This is a genomic window from Pseudomonas frederiksbergensis (assembly GCF_017114915.1).
Classification (GTDB): domain Bacteria; phylum Pseudomonadota; class Gammaproteobacteria; order Pseudomonadales; family Pseudomonadaceae; genus Aquipseudomonas; species Aquipseudomonas frederiksbergensis_I.
Genome location: NZ_JAAUOE010000018.1, coordinates 35,628 through 51,339 on the forward strand (window position 1 = coordinate 35,628; position 15,712 = coordinate 51,339).

At 61.2% G+C, this 15,712-nt stretch carries 11 protein-coding genes; 4 read left to right on the forward strand and 7 right to left on the reverse strand.

Annotated elements, in window-relative coordinates; translation table 11 throughout:
• Positions 1–223 precede the first annotated feature (223 nt).
• The 4 genes from HCU66_RS14825 to HCU66_RS14840 all read right to left on the reverse strand — a co-directional run bounded on the left by HCU66_RS14825 (position 224) and on the right by HCU66_RS14840 (position 5,274).
• Positions 224–1,894: a bifunctional protein-serine/threonine kinase/phosphatase gene (locus tag HCU66_RS14825; protein ID WP_205889184.1), complete on the reverse strand. Its 1,671-nt coding sequence runs from the start codon at positions 1,892–1,894 to the stop codon at positions 224–226.
• Between the two features lie 7 nt (positions 1,895–1,901).
• Positions 1,902–3,113: a nitrate/nitrite transporter gene (locus HCU66_RS14830; protein ID WP_205889185.1), complete on the reverse strand. Its 1,212-nt coding sequence runs from the start codon at positions 3,111–3,113 to the stop codon at positions 1,902–1,904.
• Between the two features lie 358 nt (positions 3,114–3,471).
• Positions 3,472–4,047, reverse strand: coding sequence for an ANTAR domain-containing response regulator (locus HCU66_RS14835; protein ID WP_030127923.1), 576 nt, complete (start codon positions 4,045–4,047; stop codon positions 3,472–3,474).
• 15 nt (positions 4,048–4,062) lie between these two features.
• Positions 4,063–5,274 carry a CmpA/NrtA family ABC transporter substrate-binding protein gene (locus HCU66_RS14840; protein ID WP_205889186.1) on the reverse strand — a complete coding sequence of 404 codons (1,212 nt, stop codon included), beginning with the start codon at positions 5,272–5,274 and terminating at the stop codon, positions 4,063–4,065.
• 225 nt (positions 5,275–5,499) lie between these two features.
• On the opposite strand from HCU66_RS14840, the gene HCU66_RS14845 reads away from it, so the two are divergent.
• Positions 5,500–6,519, forward strand: a complete 1,020-nt coding sequence (locus tag HCU66_RS14845; protein ID WP_205889224.1) for a quinone-dependent dihydroorotate dehydrogenase — start codon at positions 5,500–5,502, stop codon at positions 6,517–6,519.
• A 132-nt stretch (positions 6,520–6,651) separates the two neighbouring features.
• Here HCU66_RS14845 and rmf read toward each other — a convergent pair whose 3' ends face one another.
• On the reverse strand, positions 6,652–6,867 hold the full coding sequence (rmf, locus tag HCU66_RS14850; RefSeq protein ID WP_003223300.1) for a ribosome modulation factor: 216 nt from the start codon (positions 6,865–6,867) through the stop codon (positions 6,652–6,654).
• 529 nt (positions 6,868–7,396) lie between these two features.
• Here rmf and rlmKL point away from each other — a divergent pair.
• Positions 7,397–9,667 (forward strand): bifunctional 23S rRNA (guanine(2069)-N(7))-methyltransferase RlmK/23S rRNA (guanine(2445)-N(2))-methyltransferase RlmL, encoded by a 2,271-nt coding sequence (rlmKL, locus tag HCU66_RS14855; protein ID WP_205889187.1) that lies wholly within the window; start codon positions 7,397–7,399, stop codon positions 9,665–9,667.
• 144 nt (positions 9,668–9,811) lie between these two features.
• On the forward strand, positions 9,812–12,202 hold the full coding sequence (locus tag HCU66_RS14860) for a sensor domain-containing diguanylate cyclase (RefSeq protein ID WP_205889188.1): 2,391 nt from the start codon (positions 9,812–9,814) through the stop codon (positions 12,200–12,202).
• A gap of 132 nt (positions 12,203–12,334) precedes the next feature.
• Here the strand turns inward: HCU66_RS14860 and dacB are convergent, their stop codons facing one another.
• Positions 12,335–13,795: a D-alanyl-D-alanine carboxypeptidase/D-alanyl-D-alanine endopeptidase gene (gene dacB, locus HCU66_RS14865; protein WP_205889189.1), complete on the reverse strand. Its 1,461-nt coding sequence runs from the start codon at positions 13,793–13,795 to the stop codon at positions 12,335–12,337.
• Positions 13,796–14,028: 233 nt separating this feature from the next.
• On the opposite strand from dacB, the gene HCU66_RS14870 reads away from it, so the two are divergent.
• Positions 14,029–14,373 carry a YggL family protein gene (locus tag HCU66_RS14870; protein ID WP_205889190.1) on the forward strand — a complete coding sequence of 115 codons (345 nt, stop codon included), beginning with the start codon at positions 14,029–14,031 and terminating at the stop codon, positions 14,371–14,373.
• Between the two features lie 53 nt (positions 14,374–14,426).
• Here the strand turns inward: HCU66_RS14870 and HCU66_RS14875 are convergent, their stop codons facing one another.
• Positions 14,427–15,617 (reverse strand): benzoate/H(+) symporter BenE family transporter, encoded by a 1,191-nt coding sequence (locus HCU66_RS14875; protein WP_205889191.1) that lies wholly within the window; start codon positions 15,615–15,617, stop codon positions 14,427–14,429.
• Positions 15,618–15,712: the final 95 nt, after the last annotated feature.

Consider the following 15,712-nt stretch of genomic DNA (forward strand, 5'->3'; position numbering starts at 1 on the left):
ATGCAGTGGTTGTGCCAAGTCTGGCAAGGGCCGGATTTATGGGCTCTCGTCATGGGTGGAGGGTGTTTTCGTGCACCGGTTCAAGGCGCAGTGCCCGGTTTTGAAGCAGAAAATCAAAAGATCGCAGCCTGCGGCAGTTCCTGCAGGAGATCGTGGGCACCCATAGGCGCTGGCGCAGGCTGCGATCTTTTGATCTTTTGATCTTTTGGGTGCAGTGAATAACTCAGCCATGAAACAACAAAAACAGCAGCACCAGATTCACCAGCAACGACACCAGTGCCAAGGTCCGCCAAACCTTCAACGGTTCACGCTCCAGCAACGGTCTGGGGCGTACGCTCAAACTGCGTCGTTCTCCTTGTTCCAGCACTAGCAACCATTCTTCCGCCGTTTCAAAACGCTGATCCGCAGCCGCCGCCACCGCGCGCTCCAGACTTTGCGCGATCCATTCCGGCAGGTCGGGTCGATAGCGACTGGCGCTGACCGGCACACCAAACCGTGGACGCTGAAACGCTTCGATTTCGCCGTAGGGATAATGCCCGGTGAGCAGGTAATACAAGGTCACGCCCACCGCATACAAATCCTGCTGGGGTGTCGGCGGGTCACCGCGAAAGGCTTCCGGCGCGATATAGCTGGGCGTTCCGGGCAGGGCGAACGCTTGATCTTCGGACAGCCCGGGACAGTAGGCGAGGCCGAAATCCAGCAGGCGCAATTCGCCGTCGTCTCCCAGCAGCAGGTTTTCCGGTTTGATATCGCGGTGCAGAATCTGCCGTCGATGCAGGATGCCGACGGCCCGCAGCAGGCGTTCGGCCAGGTCCTGCCATTGCGCCAGGGGCAGCGTTCCGACACGCTCATACAGCTCCGCCAGAGTAGACCCGGAATATTCACGCATCACGTAGTACAAATGCTGACGCTGACTGGCGGCATGGACTTCAGGGAAATGCCGACCGGCCACGCGCTTGAGAAACCATTCCTCCGACAACAAGGCCTGTCCGGCCTGGTGATCGTCTCGTAGCGCGCCGGGCAAGGTTTTCAGTAGCCAGGGCTGTTGTTGTGCGTCGCGCACCCGGTAGAGCAGCGATTGCTGGCTCTGGCCGAGGATCCCTTCGACCTGCCAGCCTTCGAAGGTCTGGCCCGGTTTCAGCGCAGGCGGAAGTGGCCATTGCTGCAGATGAATCAGTGCATCGCCAATGCTGGTCTCACCCAAGGCATCGACCCGCACCAGCAGGGCGCTGGCATTGTCCTGGCTGCCGGCCAGGTGCGCAGCGCTGACCAAGGTCTGCGCGGCACTGTTCAGGTCGGGTTGATCGCGCAGAATCGCCGCAATGGCGGTGTCGCCCAGCACGGCCCAGATGCCGTCGCTGAGCAGCACGAAACTCTCGTTCAGGCGCAGTTCGCCATCCAGAAAATCCAGCACCAGATGTTGATCCAGCCCCAGGGCCCGCTTGAGCACATGCTGCATGCCCGGTTGGTCCCAGACGTGATCCTCGCTCACCCGTTGCAAGGTGTCGGCGTGCCAGCGGTAAACCCGGCAATCGCCGACATGCGCCAGGGTGAAACGCCTGCCGCGCATCACCAAGGCACTGACCGTGGTCAGCAGCGGTTGCCCGCCGCCATTGGCCTGCAGCCAGCGATTTTGCGCCATGAGCAGGCGATCGAGTGCCTGGGCGACACCCCAGGTCTCCGGGGTGGCGTAGTAGTCCAGCGCCAGGGCCTGCAAGGTCGAACGGGCCGCGAGACCGCCATCGGCGCATTGGCTGACACCGTCGGCGATGGCGAACAGGTAACCCTTGCTCGCCGCCAGTGCCGGGGCCGGAGTGACCAGGCGCAGAGCGTCCTGGTTCTCTTCGCGAGGCCCGATGGCACTGGCTTCGGCAAAACTCAGTTGCAGGCTCATTCAGCCCTCACACTCGAGCAGCGGTGACGGCTGCCGAACCCCAAGTGGTTCTCCAGCGACGCTTCACGCCATGCAGGCCGAACCAGGCGAGGACGCCGAGGCTGGCGAACAACCACAAGGCCATTTGGTAGCTGCCGGTGCTTTGCTTGATCGCGCCCATGCCGGCCGCCAGTGCGAAGCCACCGATGCCGCCGGCCATGCCGATCAAACCGGTCATCACACCGATCTCCCGACGAAAACGCTGCGGCACCAACTGGAATACGGCGCCGTTGCCTGCACCTAAACCGAGCATAGTGCAGACGAAAAGCGCCAATGCTGCGTAGGAACTTGGCAGATTGAAACCCACGGTCGCAATGCAGATCGCTGCCACGGTGTACATCGCCAGCAGGGTACGAATCCCGCCGAAGCGATCCGCCAGTGCGCCGCCCAACGGACGCATGAGGCTGCCACCGAACACGCACGCCGCAGTGTAGTAGCCGGCAGTCACCGGGCTCAGGCCGTATTGGTCGTTGAAGTAGCCGGGCAGGGCGCTGGCCAGACCGATGAAACCGCCGAAGGTCACGCTGTAGAAAAACATGAACCACCAGCTGTCGCGATCACCCAAGGCCTTGAAGTAGTCGGCCATGGACTTGGCTTTCGGCCGCTCAGGGGCGTTTTTGGCCAGCCACGCGAAGACGATCAGGGTCAGGATCAGCGGGATCAGGGCGAAGCCGAACACGTTGCTCCAGCCAAACGCGGCGGCCATCACCGGGGCGATCAGGGCAGCGAGCACGGTGCCCGAGTTACCGGCGCCGGCGATGCCCATGGCTTTGCCTTGATGCTGTGGCGGATACCATTGCGAGGCCAGCGGCAGGGCGACGGCGAACGACGCACCGGCCATGCCGAGGAACAGGCCCAGTACCAGGGCCTGCTCGTAACTGTGGATGCCGACTTTCCAGGCGACGAACAGGGCGCAGATGACGATCACCTGGCCGATCATGCCGGCGGTTTTTGGCGACAGGCGATCAGCCAGCAGGCCCATCGCAAAGCGCAACACGGCCCCGGCCAGAATCGGCGTGGCCACCATCAGCCCGCGCTGTTGGGTGGTCAGGTGCAGGTCAGCGGCGATCTGCACCGCCAGAGGGCCGAGCAGGTACCAGACCATGAAGCTCAGATCGAAATAGAGGAAGGCCGCGAACAGTGTCGGGGTATGGCCGGATTTCCAGAAGCTTGAATTCATCGCGCACCTCAGCTGTCAGGCGTATCAAGAAGGAGTCGTGAGCTTGCAGGTGGGGCGCCACAACGGCCGCACCACCGGCCCCGGTCTCTGGGGCCAAAACGAAAAAACGCCGCTACCCGATCCGCCAGGAGGCGAATGAGATGAGCGACGTCTTTGTCGTAGGTGGGGCAACCGCCGTTGGTTACCTTGCAGGGATTACTTAGCGAGATTTGTGCCAACACGCGAGATCGCGTTGTGACCATTCGCGGGCAAGCCTCGCTCCTACAGGTTTTGTGTCGTTTACAACATGTGCATTCACCACAAAACCTGTAGGAGCGAGGCTTGCCCGCGAAGGCGTCTGCAAAGGCTCCGCAAGGCTTCAGCCAAGCAACTCACTCATGGCAATGATCTGCTCCGCCACCTGTATCAGCTTCTGCTGGCGGCTCATGGCCTGGCGGCGCATCAGGGTGTAGGCCTCTTCCTCGTTGCAGTCCTTCATCTTCATCAGCAGCCCCTTGGCCAGCTCGATGCGCTTGCGCTCGGCCAGTTGCTGGTCGCGGGCGTGCAGTTGCGCGCGCAGGGCCTGGTCGCTTTCAAAGCGCGCCATGGCCACGTCGAGAATCGGCTGCAAGCGTTGTGCGTGAATGCCTTCGACGATGTAGGCACTGACGCCGGACTTGATCGCCCGGCGCATCACGCCGGGGTCGTGCTCGTCAGTGAACATCACAATTGGCCGTGGTTGGTCACGGGTCACCAGCACCACTTGCTCCATCACATCGCGGCTCGGTGACTCGGTATCGATCAGGATCACGTCCGGACGCACCGTTTCGACGCGCGCGGGCAGGTCAATGGTCAGGCCGGATTCGTCGATAACCTCGAACCCGGCTTCGGTCAGGGCCGCTTTCAGACGCCCGACTTTTTTCGCGGTGTCATTGATCAGCAGGATACGCAACATATTCGCAGGCTCCTGTCAGCGGCTGGCGAGAAGAGGAGAGCTGTCGCTCATGGCGTGCAGCGCGAAGCTGCGGGCATAGCCGGCCGGGTCCGAACCGTCCCAGACTTTGCCGTCGATCAGTTGACTGCTGCGCATTTCCTGACTCCGGGCGGGCACACCGACAGCGGTGGCGGCCTCACGGTATAAGTCTAGTTGCTGGACATGACGGGCCACGCCGAGGTAATCCGGGTCGTCACGCAGCAAGCCCCAGCGACGGAACTGGGTCATGAACCACATACCGTCGGACAAATACGGAAAATTGACCTCGCCACCACCGTGGAAACGCATGGCGTGCGGGTCTTGCCAGCGATTGCCCAGGCCGTCGGTGTAGTCACCGAGCAAGCGCGGTTCGATGCAATCGAGCGGGGCATCCAGGTATTGGGTGGCGCTCAACAGTTGCGCGGTGCTGCGGCGATTTTCGTGGCTGGCTTCGATGAAGCGGCTGGCTTCGAGGATCGCCATCACCAAGGCCCGGGCGGTATTGGGGTATTGCTCGACAAAGGCCCGGGTGCAGCCGAGGACTTTTTCCGGGTGATCGGGCCAAATCGTCTGGGTGGTGGCCATGGTGAACCCCAGATTCTGCTGCACCGCGCTGGCGGCCCACGGTTCGCCGACGCATAAACCGTCGATGCGCCCGGCTTGCAGGTGCGCGATCATTTGTGGCGGCGGTACCACCACGCTGTCGACATCCTGCAACGGATGAAGGCCCTGACTCGCCAGCCAGTAGTACAGCCACATGGCGTGGGTGCCCGTGGGAAATGTCTGGGCGAAGGTCAGTTTTGGGCGACTTTGGTGCACGTGCAGGTGAAGTGCTTCAGGACTGGTCACGCCCAGGGCTTGCAAGCCGTGGGAGAGGTTGATGCTCTGGCCGTTCTGGTTCAGGCCCATGAGCACGGCCATGTCGGTGGAGGCTACGCCGCCGATGCCCAGGTGCACGGCGTAAATCAGGCCGTACAGGCTGTGGGCGGCGTCGAGTTCGCCGCTGACCAGTTTGTCTCGCAGGTTGGCCCAGGATGACTGGCGCTTGAGGCTCAGGGTCAGGCCGTAGGGTTGGGCGAAGCCCTGGGTGGCGGCGACTACCACGGAGGCGCAGTCGCTCAGGGCCATGAAGCCGAGGTTGATTTCGGTTTTTTCCGGGGCATCGCTGCCGTTGACCCAGGCCAGTGGGCCGGCTGATGGTTCATTCATCATTTGCACCTTCCAAAAAAAACGTCGTCCCATGGCCTCCGCGCGAGCAGAGCCGGTGACGACGCCATTGTCCGTGCACCCATCCCGTCGTTGGCATGAGTGCTGATGCCCATGTTGGTGCAAGGCATATGCCATCGCTGGCTGATTTTGCCGCGCGCCTCGCGTGAAGCGCTGATGCGCGGCTATAATCGCCGCCTCTCATCGCCAACCGAGTCAAGCCTGCCCATGTACACCCTGGCCCGTCAGCTGCTGTTCAAACTTTCCCCGGAAACCTCCCACGATCTGTCCCTGGACCTGATCGGCGCGGGCGGACGTTTGGGCCTCAACGGCTTGTTGTGCAAGGCGCCGGCGAAAATGCCGGTGACCGTCATGGGCCTGGAATTCCCGAACCCGGTGGGTCTGGCGGCCGGTCTGGACAAGAACGGCGCGGCGATCGACGGTTTTGCCCAACTGGGGTTCGGTTTCGTCGAAATTGGCACCGTTACCCCGCGTCCGCAACCGGGTAATCCGAAACCACGGATATTCCGCTTGCCAGAGGCCGAGGCGATCATCAACCGCATGGGCTTCAACAATCTTGGCGTCGATCACCTGCTCGCTCGCGTAGCGGCGGCCAAGTACAAGGGCGTGCTGGGGATCAACATCGGCAAGAACTTCGATACACCGGTCGAGCGTGCGGTCGACGACTACCTGATCTGCCTGGACAAGGTTTACGCCCACGCCAGCTACGTGACGGTCAACGTCAGTTCGCCGAACACCCCGGGCCTGCGCAGCCTGCAATTCGGCGATTCGCTCAAGCAATTGCTCGCCGACCTGGCCACGCGCCGGGCGGAACTGGCCCAGCGCCACGGCAAACAGGTACCGCTGGCGATCAAGATCGCGCCGGACATGACCGACGAAGAAACCGTTCAGGTCGCCCAGGCGTTGATCGAAACCGGGATGGATGCGGTGATCGCCACCAACACCACCCTGAGCCGCGTCGGTGTCGAAGGCCTGGAGCATGGTGACGAGGCGGGTGGTCTGTCCGGCGCACCGGTGCGCGAAAAGAGCACTCACACCGTGAAGGTGCTGGCGGCGGAACTGGCCGGTCGTTTGCCGATCATCGCCGTGGGCGGCATCACCGAAGGCAAGCACGCGGCTGAGAAAATCGCCGCGGGTGCGAGCCTGGTGCAGATCTACTCCGGCTTTATCTATAAAGGTCCGGCGCTGATTCGTGAATCGGTGGATGCCATCGCTGCGTTGCGCTAGTTCAGCCTGCAATGCAAGCATAAAAAAGGGCTCCTCGAAGGAGCCCCTGGGCCGAAGCCCGCCGTCCGGATGGGACGTGCGTGGTTAAGTCATTGCGTAATCAGATTGTCGTGTCGGAGTGTGTGCCCTGTATTAGCCGACGGCGTGAAGTTCGTTGAGTCTGTGGATTCCCGCAGTGCCGGTCATACCGTCCCAGTTGTCGCCGCGTCCTTCTCGCCAGCCATTGATCCAGGCTTGGCGTACCGACGGTAGAGTAAAAGGGCAAAGCTCACGGGATTTACCACCAACGCCATATTGATATCCGCGCAAAAATGCTCTTTCCAACGGATCACGCTTAAGTCTTCTCATAGGGTGTTTCCCTCACTTGTTGACTGTATGTATCGCGTCGACCTCAATCGAGGTCAGGCAGAAAAATTCTGCCGTTGGCGGCTCGCTGCCGGCGTCGCGAGCCAAGGTGTTGACGCCGTTGCGACGTCAACCTGAGTTGAGTTCTAACCAATGCGTCACATCGAGGGAATGATCGTTTTGTCATAAGAACGTAACCATAAAGATGGTATGGCCATAAGTAACACGATATTTGCTCCGTATTTATTGGCCAAAGCCCGTATGATCGGCCCTGCGCTGGATGCCGGGGTTGAGCCCTTAACGAGAATGACACCCGTTGCACTTGGGGATTATTCGACGAAGGGTCGACTTATGACATTTTGTTGCATCAACTTTTTTATCTGCCCTGGCATCTAAGCTCTTTTAACCTGAGCAGCAAGGGTGGAACGGCACACCTTCGTGCCACGCGGGCGTTCTGTTAGAAAAGCGCCTGATTGAAAACCGGATCGGCAATGCGTTGCCGGTTCACTTAGCTAAAGGCTCTGGAATTACCATGTCCGATCGTTTCGAACTCTTCCTCACTTGCCCCAAAGGCCTTGAAGGCCTGCTCATCGAGGAAGCCGTCGGGCTTGGCCTTGAGGACGCACGTGAGCACACCTCGGCTGTGCGCGGCATGGCCACCATGGAAACCGCTTATCGCCTGTGCCTGTGGTCGCGTCTGGCGAACCGCGTGCTGCTGGTGCTCAAGCGTTTCCCGATGAAGGATGCCGAAGACCTGTATCACGGCGTGCTGGATATCGAGTGGCAAGACCACATGCTCAACGACGGCACCCTGGCCGTCGAATTCAGCGGCCATGGATCGGGCATCGACAACACGCATTTCGGCGCCTTGAAGGTTAAGGATGCGATCGTCGACAAACTGCGCACCCCGCAGGGCGATCGCCCGTCCATCGACAAGCTCAACCCGGACCTGCGCATTCACCTGCGCCTGGACCGTGGCGAAGCGATTCTGTCCCTCGACCTGTCCGGTCACAGCCTGCACCAGCGTGGTTACCGCTTGCAGCAAGGCGCGGCGCCGCTGAAGGAAAACCTCGCGGCGGCGATTCTGATCCGTTCCGGCTGGCCACGGATTGCCGCCGAGGGCGGCGCGCTGGCTGACCCGATGTGTGGTGTCGGTACGTTCCTGGTGGAAGCCGCGATGATCGCCGCCGACATGGCGCCGAACCTGCGTCGCGAGCAATGGGGCTTCACCGCCTGGCTCGGTCACGTGCCGGCATTGTGGAAAAAGCTTCACGAAGAAGCCACCGAACGCGCCGCGGCCGGCCTGGCCAAGCCACCGCTGTGGATTCGCGGTTACGAAGCCGACCCGCGCCTGATTCAACCGGGCCGTAATAACGTCGAACGTGCCGGCCTGAGCGAGTGGATCAAGATCTACCAGGGCGAAGTCGCGACGTTCGAGCCACGCCCGGACCAGAACCAGAAAGGTCTGGTGATCTGCAACCCTCCCTACGGCGAGCGTCTGGGCGATGAGGCGAGCCTGCTCTACCTCTACCAGAACCTCGGCGAGCGTCTGCGTCAGGCCTGCCTGAACTGGGAAGCGGCGGTGTTCACCGGCGCCCCGGACCTGGGCAAGCGCATGGGCATCCGCAGTCACAAGCAGTATTCGTTCTGGAACGGCGCCTTGCCGTGCAAATTGCTGCTGATCAAGGTTACACCGGACCAGTTCGTCACCGGCGAACGGCGCACCCCGGAACAGCGTCAGGCCGAGCGTGAACAGGCAGCCTACGATCAGGCGCCGACCGAACCGCAAGAACGCCAGTACAACAAAAACGGCAATCCGATCAAACCGGCTCCGGCACCCGCCCCGGTGATCGAGCAGCCGCGCCTGAGCGAAGGCGGGCAGATGTTTGCCAACCGTCTGCAGAAAAACCTCAAGGCACTGGGCAAGTGGGTCAAGCGTGAAGGCATCGACTGCTATCGCGTTTACGATGCCGACATGCCGGAATATTCCATGGCGATCGACCTGTATCACGACTGGGTCCATGTTCAGGAATATGCCGCGCCGAAATCTGTCGACCCGGAAAAAGCCTCGGCGCGAATGTTCGATGCCCTGGCGGCGATCCCGCAAGCGTTGAACATCGACAAGAGCCGCGTGGTGGTCAAGCGTCGCGAGCGTCAGAGCGGCACCAAGCAGTACGAGCGTCAGAGTGCCCAGGGCAAGTTCAACGAGGTCAACGAAGGCGGCGTGAAGCTGCTGGTGAACCTCACCGACTACCTCGACACCGGGCTGTTCCTCGACCACCGGCCGATGCGCATGCGGATTCAGAAAGAGGCGGCCGGCAAACGCTTCCTCAACCTGTATTGCTACACCGCGACCGCCAGCGTGCATGCGGCCAAGGGTGGCGCGCGCAGCACCACCAGCGTCGATCTGTCGAAAACCTACCTGGACTGGGCCCGTCGCAACCTGTCGCTGAACGGTTTCTCGGACAAGAACCGTCTGGAGCAGGGCGATGTGATGGCCTGGCTCGAGGCCTGCCGCGACGAGTACGACTTGATCTTCATCGACCCACCGACCTTCTCCAACTCCAAGCGCATGGAAGGGATCTTCGACGTGCAGCGTGATCAGGTGCAGTTGATCGACTTGGCCATGGCACGTCTGGCGCCGGGCGGGGTGTTGTACTTCTCCAACAACTTCCGCAAGTTCCAGCTCGAGGAAAACCTCACCGAGCGTTATGCCGTTGAAGAAATCACGGCCCAGACCATCGATCCGGATTTCGCCCGTAATGGCAAGATCCACCGTGCCTGGAAGATCACTGCTCGCTAACACTTGAGCCTGATTGGATCCACAGGGCCTTGATTTTTAAAGGCTCTTGGGTCCTTTCAGTGCTGGTCAAATTAGTGGCTAATAGCTATAACTCAACCCATGGCCAATGGGCTTTTCCGGCACCTGGCGTTTTGAGTTGCCTTTATGTCGTTGCACGCCGTGCGCCCCAAGATCCTGGGTTTTATCAGTGAAGATGTTTCGGCCTGGCTGGTCGCGCTGCTGGCATTGCTCGTCGGCGGGATTCTTACGGGATTGCTGGCCTGGGCAACGCTCAATCAATTTCATCAGCAAATACGGCAACGTTTCCAACTGCTCGCCAGTGAACGTTACAGCCGTATCGAAGAACGTTTCGAAGACCAGGAGCAGCGCCTCGATAGTCTGCGCCGGTTCTTCGTCAATTCCGAGTCGGTGTCCCGCGAGGAATTCGACGGATACACCAAGCCTCTTTTGCGTCGCACCCAGGCCTATTCCTGGGCTCCACGGGTGTCCCACAGCGAACGCCCCCTGCTTGAACGCTTCGTGCATGAAGAAGGTTTGAGCCATTTCACCTTTCGCGAACTCACCGCTGACGGCCAGTTGCAACGGGCCGCAGAACGGGACGAGTACGTGCCGGTGCTCTATACCCAAACCCAGAGCCGACTGCCCACGCCACTGGGTTACGACTTGCTGGCTCAACCCTTACGCCGTTCGACCCTGGAGCGGGCCGACCGCAATGGCCGCATGGCCGTGTCGCAACCGTTGCACCTGGTAGGCATCGAGCCCGCCTATTCGCGGGGTGTGTTGCTGGTGGCGCCGGTTCGCCGCCAGCACCTGCCGAGCGCCGCGCCCGCCGGGTATGTGATGGCGGTGATCAGCATGCGCCAGCTGCTGGCGGACGGGCTGCCGGAAGAGAATCATGACTCGCTTTCGGTGCGTATCCTCGACTTATCCACCGACGATCAGCGCGAAGTGTTGTACGAGTCGACCAACCCGGCGGGGGCCAGTGACTTGTCGTCCACGCGCTTGCTGCGTCTGGCCGACCACGATTATCAAGTGGATATGCGCCCCAGCGTCGCGTTCCTGCAAGCCAACCATTCCTCGGTGACCAGCCTGGTGGTGCTCGGCGGCTTACTCAGTCTGCTGCTCAGTGTGTTGCTTTATGTGTTGGTCAGCCAGCGCCAACGGGCGCTGAAAATGGTCGAGCAACGGACTCAGGAACTGCACGACCGCGAACAAGAGTTGCGGGGCACTCATGGTCAGTTGCGCGGCGTGCTGGATGCCGCGACTCAGGTGGCGATCATCGCCACCGACCTGCGCGGGATCATCAGCACCTTCAACGCCGGTGCAGAGCAGATGCTCGGCTACTCCAGCGCGCAGGCCATGGGCCACATGACCCTGGAAAACCTGCACCTGCCCCGGGAACTCGAGGCGCGCTCGGTGGAGTTGAGCGCGCGTTATGGCAAGCCGATCCCGACCTGTCAGGCGATGCTGGTCGAAGACGCAGAAGAGGGCGGTCACGAAGCCCGGGAGTGGACGCTGGTGCGCTGCGACGGCAGCCATTTGACGGTGAACATGCTGGCAACCCCGGTCCTCGATGAGCAAGGTTTGTGGGTCGGGCACCTGGCGATCTGTATCGACATCACCGAGCGCAAGCGCGTCCACGAAGCCTTGGCGGCACGGGACCTGTTGCTGAAGAAACTCAGCGCCCATGTGCCCGGCGGGATTTACCAGTTCAAGATGGAGTTCGATGGCCGCTTCAGCGTGATCTACGCCAGCGACGGGATCCGCGAGATCTACGAACTCGAGCCGCACGTGCTGATGCTCAATGCCGAAGCCGTCTTTTCACGGATTCATCCCAAGGACTCAGGCCGGGTCCGCGCTTCGATCCGGGCGTCGGCAGACACCCTCAGCCCCTGGCGCGAAGAATACCGCGTGCAATTGCCCGAGCGTGGTCTGCGCTGGGTCCGCGGCGAAGCGACGCCGGAGGAGCTGCCGGGTGGCGGTGTGCTGTGGCATGGCTACATTTCGGACATCTCCGACCTCAAGCGAGTGGAAGAAGAATTGCGCGCGCTGTCGGTGACCGACGCCCTGACCGGGATCCATAACCGCCGCTACTTCCAGGAGCGCCTGAGCACCGAAATGGCCCGGGTCGAGCGCGGCGGTGGCGAGTTATCAGTGATCATGCTCGACATCGATCACTTCAAGCGCATCAATGACCAGCACGGCCATGCCGTGGGCGATCGGGTATTGCAGGCCGTGTGCGGGCGCATTAGCGGCAGGCTGCGGCGCACCGATGTGTTCTGTCGCCTGGGGGGTGAAGAATTCATGGTGCTCTGTCCAGACATCGACGGCGAGCAGGCTCATGTGTTGGCCGTGGAATTGTGGCAAGGATTGCGCAGTTCGCCGATCGATGAGGTCGGGATCGTTACCGCGAGTTTCGGGATTGCCAGCTGGCGGGCCGCAGAGGGCGCGGATGCGTTGCTGTTGCGGGCAGACTCGGGGGTTTATGCGGCGAAGCAGGCGGGACGGGATCGGGTTGAAAGGCAGATGAGCTAAGGCCGCGTGCGGGCCCTCTGTAGGAGCGGGCTTGCCCGCGAATGCGGTGTTTCAGTCGACATTAATGTTGAATGACCCACCGCATTCGCGGGCAAGCCCGCTCCTACATCTCCAGCATTCTGGACGATCCGGTTACAACACCGAAGCCGTGGTCGGCAGTTTTGGTTGGCGGTACAGGTCCAGCAGCACCTGATCCAGCACCGAGGAAGCGCCAAACGGAGCCTTGTCGTTGAGGATCGCCACCACCGCCCAGGTATTGCCATTGACGTCGCGGCTGTAGCCGGAGATGGCGCGTACGGTGTTCAGGGTGCCGGTCTTGACGTGGGCTTCACCGGCCATGGCCGTGCGTTTCAGGCGTTTGCGCATGGTGCCGTCGGTGCCGGCAATCGGCATTGAGCTGATGAACTCGGCGGCATACGGGCTGTGCCAGGCAGCTTGCAGCATTGCGGCCATTTCACGGGCGCTCACCCGTTCGGCGCGGGACAGTCCAGAGCCATTCTCCATGACCAGGTGCGGTGCGGTGATGCCTTTTTGCGCCAGCCATTGGCGCACCACCCGCTGGGCTGCCTTGGCGTCATCACTGTCGGCATCGGTGCGGAATTTCTGGCCCAGGCTCAGGAACAACTGCTGAGCCATGGTGTTGTTACTGTATTTGTTGATGTCGCGAATGATTTCCGCCAGGTCCGGCGAGTAGGCCCGGGCCAGGACCTTGGCGCTGCTCGGCGTCGGCGCCAGACGATCCTGGCCCTGGATGCTGCCGCCCAGTTCCTTCCAGATCGCCCGTACGGCGCCGGCGGTGTAAGTGGCGTGGTCGAGCAGCGACAGGTAGGTCTGGGAGCTGCAACCTTCGCCCAACTGACCACCGACGGTCACGGTGACACTTCCATCAGCCTGGGCTACCGGGTTGTAGCGCACGCCCCCGGTGCATTGCTTGGAATTGAGCGCCTTGACCTGATTGTCGATGCGGATGCTGGCAATTGGCGGCTCGACCGACACCAGAACCTTGCCCGAGTCGTTACGGGCCACGAAGCGCAGGGCCTTGAGGTTGACCAGCAGCGCGTCGGGCTTGACCAGAAACGGTTTGTTCTCGTCATTGCCGTCGTCGTTGAACTCGGGCAGTTGCGGTTGCGTAAAGAAGCCGCGGTCCAGCACCAGGTCGCCGGTGACCTGGGTCACGCCGTTGGCGCGCAAGTCGCGCATCAGCAGCCAGAGTTTTTCCATGTTCAGCTTCGGATCGCCGCCACCCTTGAGGTAGAGGTTACCGTTGAGAATGCCGCCGCTGAGGGTGCCGTCGGTGTAGAACTCGGTTTTCCACTGGTGGTTCGGGCCGAGCATTTCCAGCGCGGCATAGGTGGTGACCAGTTTCATGGTCGAGGCCGGATTGACCGAAACGTCAGCGTTATAAATGGTGGGGGTGCCCGGGCCGTTGAGCGGGATCATCACCAGCGACAGGGCACTGTCCGGCAGCTTGCTGGCCTTGAGGGCCTTTTCGACATTGGGTGTCAGGGCGGTGTTGACCGGCGCGGCGCAAACGGGGAGGGCCAGAGGCAGAAGAAGGCTGGCCAGCAGCAATGGACGCAAAGATTTGATCATTTGAAATAAAACCCTACAGCCGAGGGGAAAAAGACGAGGGCATGGCGATAAATTCCCTCAGCGGTCATGAAAGTGTCGGCATTATGCCCCAAGGTGTGAAGGCTTGTGCCGCACCTTGGTCGTCTAATCCGCTATTTTTTTACCGACGGTAGGCGTGGCACCGTTCTGAGGCGGGCAATCGGCGCCTTAAACTGCTAAAGTGCCGCCCGTTATTACTTATGAGGATTGTTCCAATGGCGACTAACCGTTCCCAGCGTCTGCGCAAAAAACTGTGCGTCGATGAATTTCAAGAGCTGGGTTTCGAACTGAACCTGGATTTCAAAGAAGATTTGGCTGAAGAAGCCATTGATGCTTTCCTCGACGCGTTCCTGAAAGAAGCCATGGAAGCTAATGGCCTGGGCTATGTGGGCGGCGACGACTTCGGTCTGGTTTGCCTGCAGAAGCGTGGCTCGGTGACCGAAGCTCAACGTGCCGCTGTTGAAGCCTGGCTCAAGGGCCGCAGCGAGCTGACCAGCGCTGAAGTCAGCCCGCTGATCGACGTCTGGTACCCGGAAAAGCCGATCAATCCGGTAGTTTGATGTTCAAAAAAACGGCGACCCCAAGGGGCGCCGTTTTTTTTGAAGATCATCTTTTAGCTCCTGCGCCAGTTCAGAATCACCAGCGTCAACACCCCCGCCACAATCCCCCAGAACGCCGAACCGATGGAAAACAGCGTCAGCCCCGATGCCGTCACCATAAAGGTAATCAGCGCCGCTTCCCGTTCCTGCACTTGTGCCATGGCAATGCTCAAGCCATTGATGATCGAGCCGAACAGCGCCAGCGCGGCAATCGACAGCACCAGTTCTTTAGGCAATGCGGCAAACAGTGCCGCCAATGTTGCGCCGAACACCCCGGCAATCCCGTAGAAAATCCCGCACCAGACCGCTGCGGTGTAGCGTTTGTTGCGATCTTCATGGGCATGCGGCCCGGTGCAGATTGCCGCGCTGATGGCGGCCAGGTTGATGCCGTGGGAACCGAACGGTGCCAACAGTAACGAGGCAATGCCGGTGGTGGTGATCAGTGGCGAGGCCGGCACGTTGTAACCATCGGCGCGCAATACGGCGATGCCCGGCATGTTCTGCGAGGTCATCGCCACCACGAACAGCGGGATGCCGATACTGATGGTCGCGGCCAGGGAGAAATGCGGCGTGGTCCAGACCGGCGTCGCGACTTCGAGATGGAAACCACTGAAATCCAGCAACCCCATCAAACCTGCCAGCGCGGTGCCGATCAACAGCGCGGCCAGCACGGCATAGCGGGGGGAAAGTCGCTTGACCAGCAGATACGTGAAGAACATCCCCAGCACCAGCGCGGTACGGTGCTGGGCGGCGACGAAAATCTCGCTGCCGATCTTGAACAAAATCCCCGCCAGCAACGCCGCCGCCAATGAGGCCGGAATCTTTTTCATCAGTCGTTCGAAACTGCCGGTCAAGCCACAAAGGGTCACCAGTACCGCGCAAGTGATGTAGGCGCCGATGGCCTCGCCGTAGCTGACACCGCCCAGGCTGGTGATCAGCAACGCCGCGCCGGGGGTCGACCAGGCAATGGTGATCGGGGTACGATAGCGCAGGGACAGGCCGATCGAGCACACCGCCATGCCGATCGAAATCGCCCAGATCCACGACGAAATCTGCCCGCTGCTCAGGCCCGCTGCTTGCCCGGCCTGGAACATCAGCACCAGTGAGCTGGTGTAACCGGTCATCATGGCGATGAACCCGGCGACGAAGGCCGAAGGTGACGTATCGCTCAGGGGGCGAAGCTGCGTGTGCGTGGCGTCGGTCATGACAGCGGTGTTCCTTGTTCTGATAAAGATGTCCGTAGTAACACCATCCCCCTTGTAGGGCTCGCGGTCAGGCTGCGGATTCTGCGTTCAAGCCT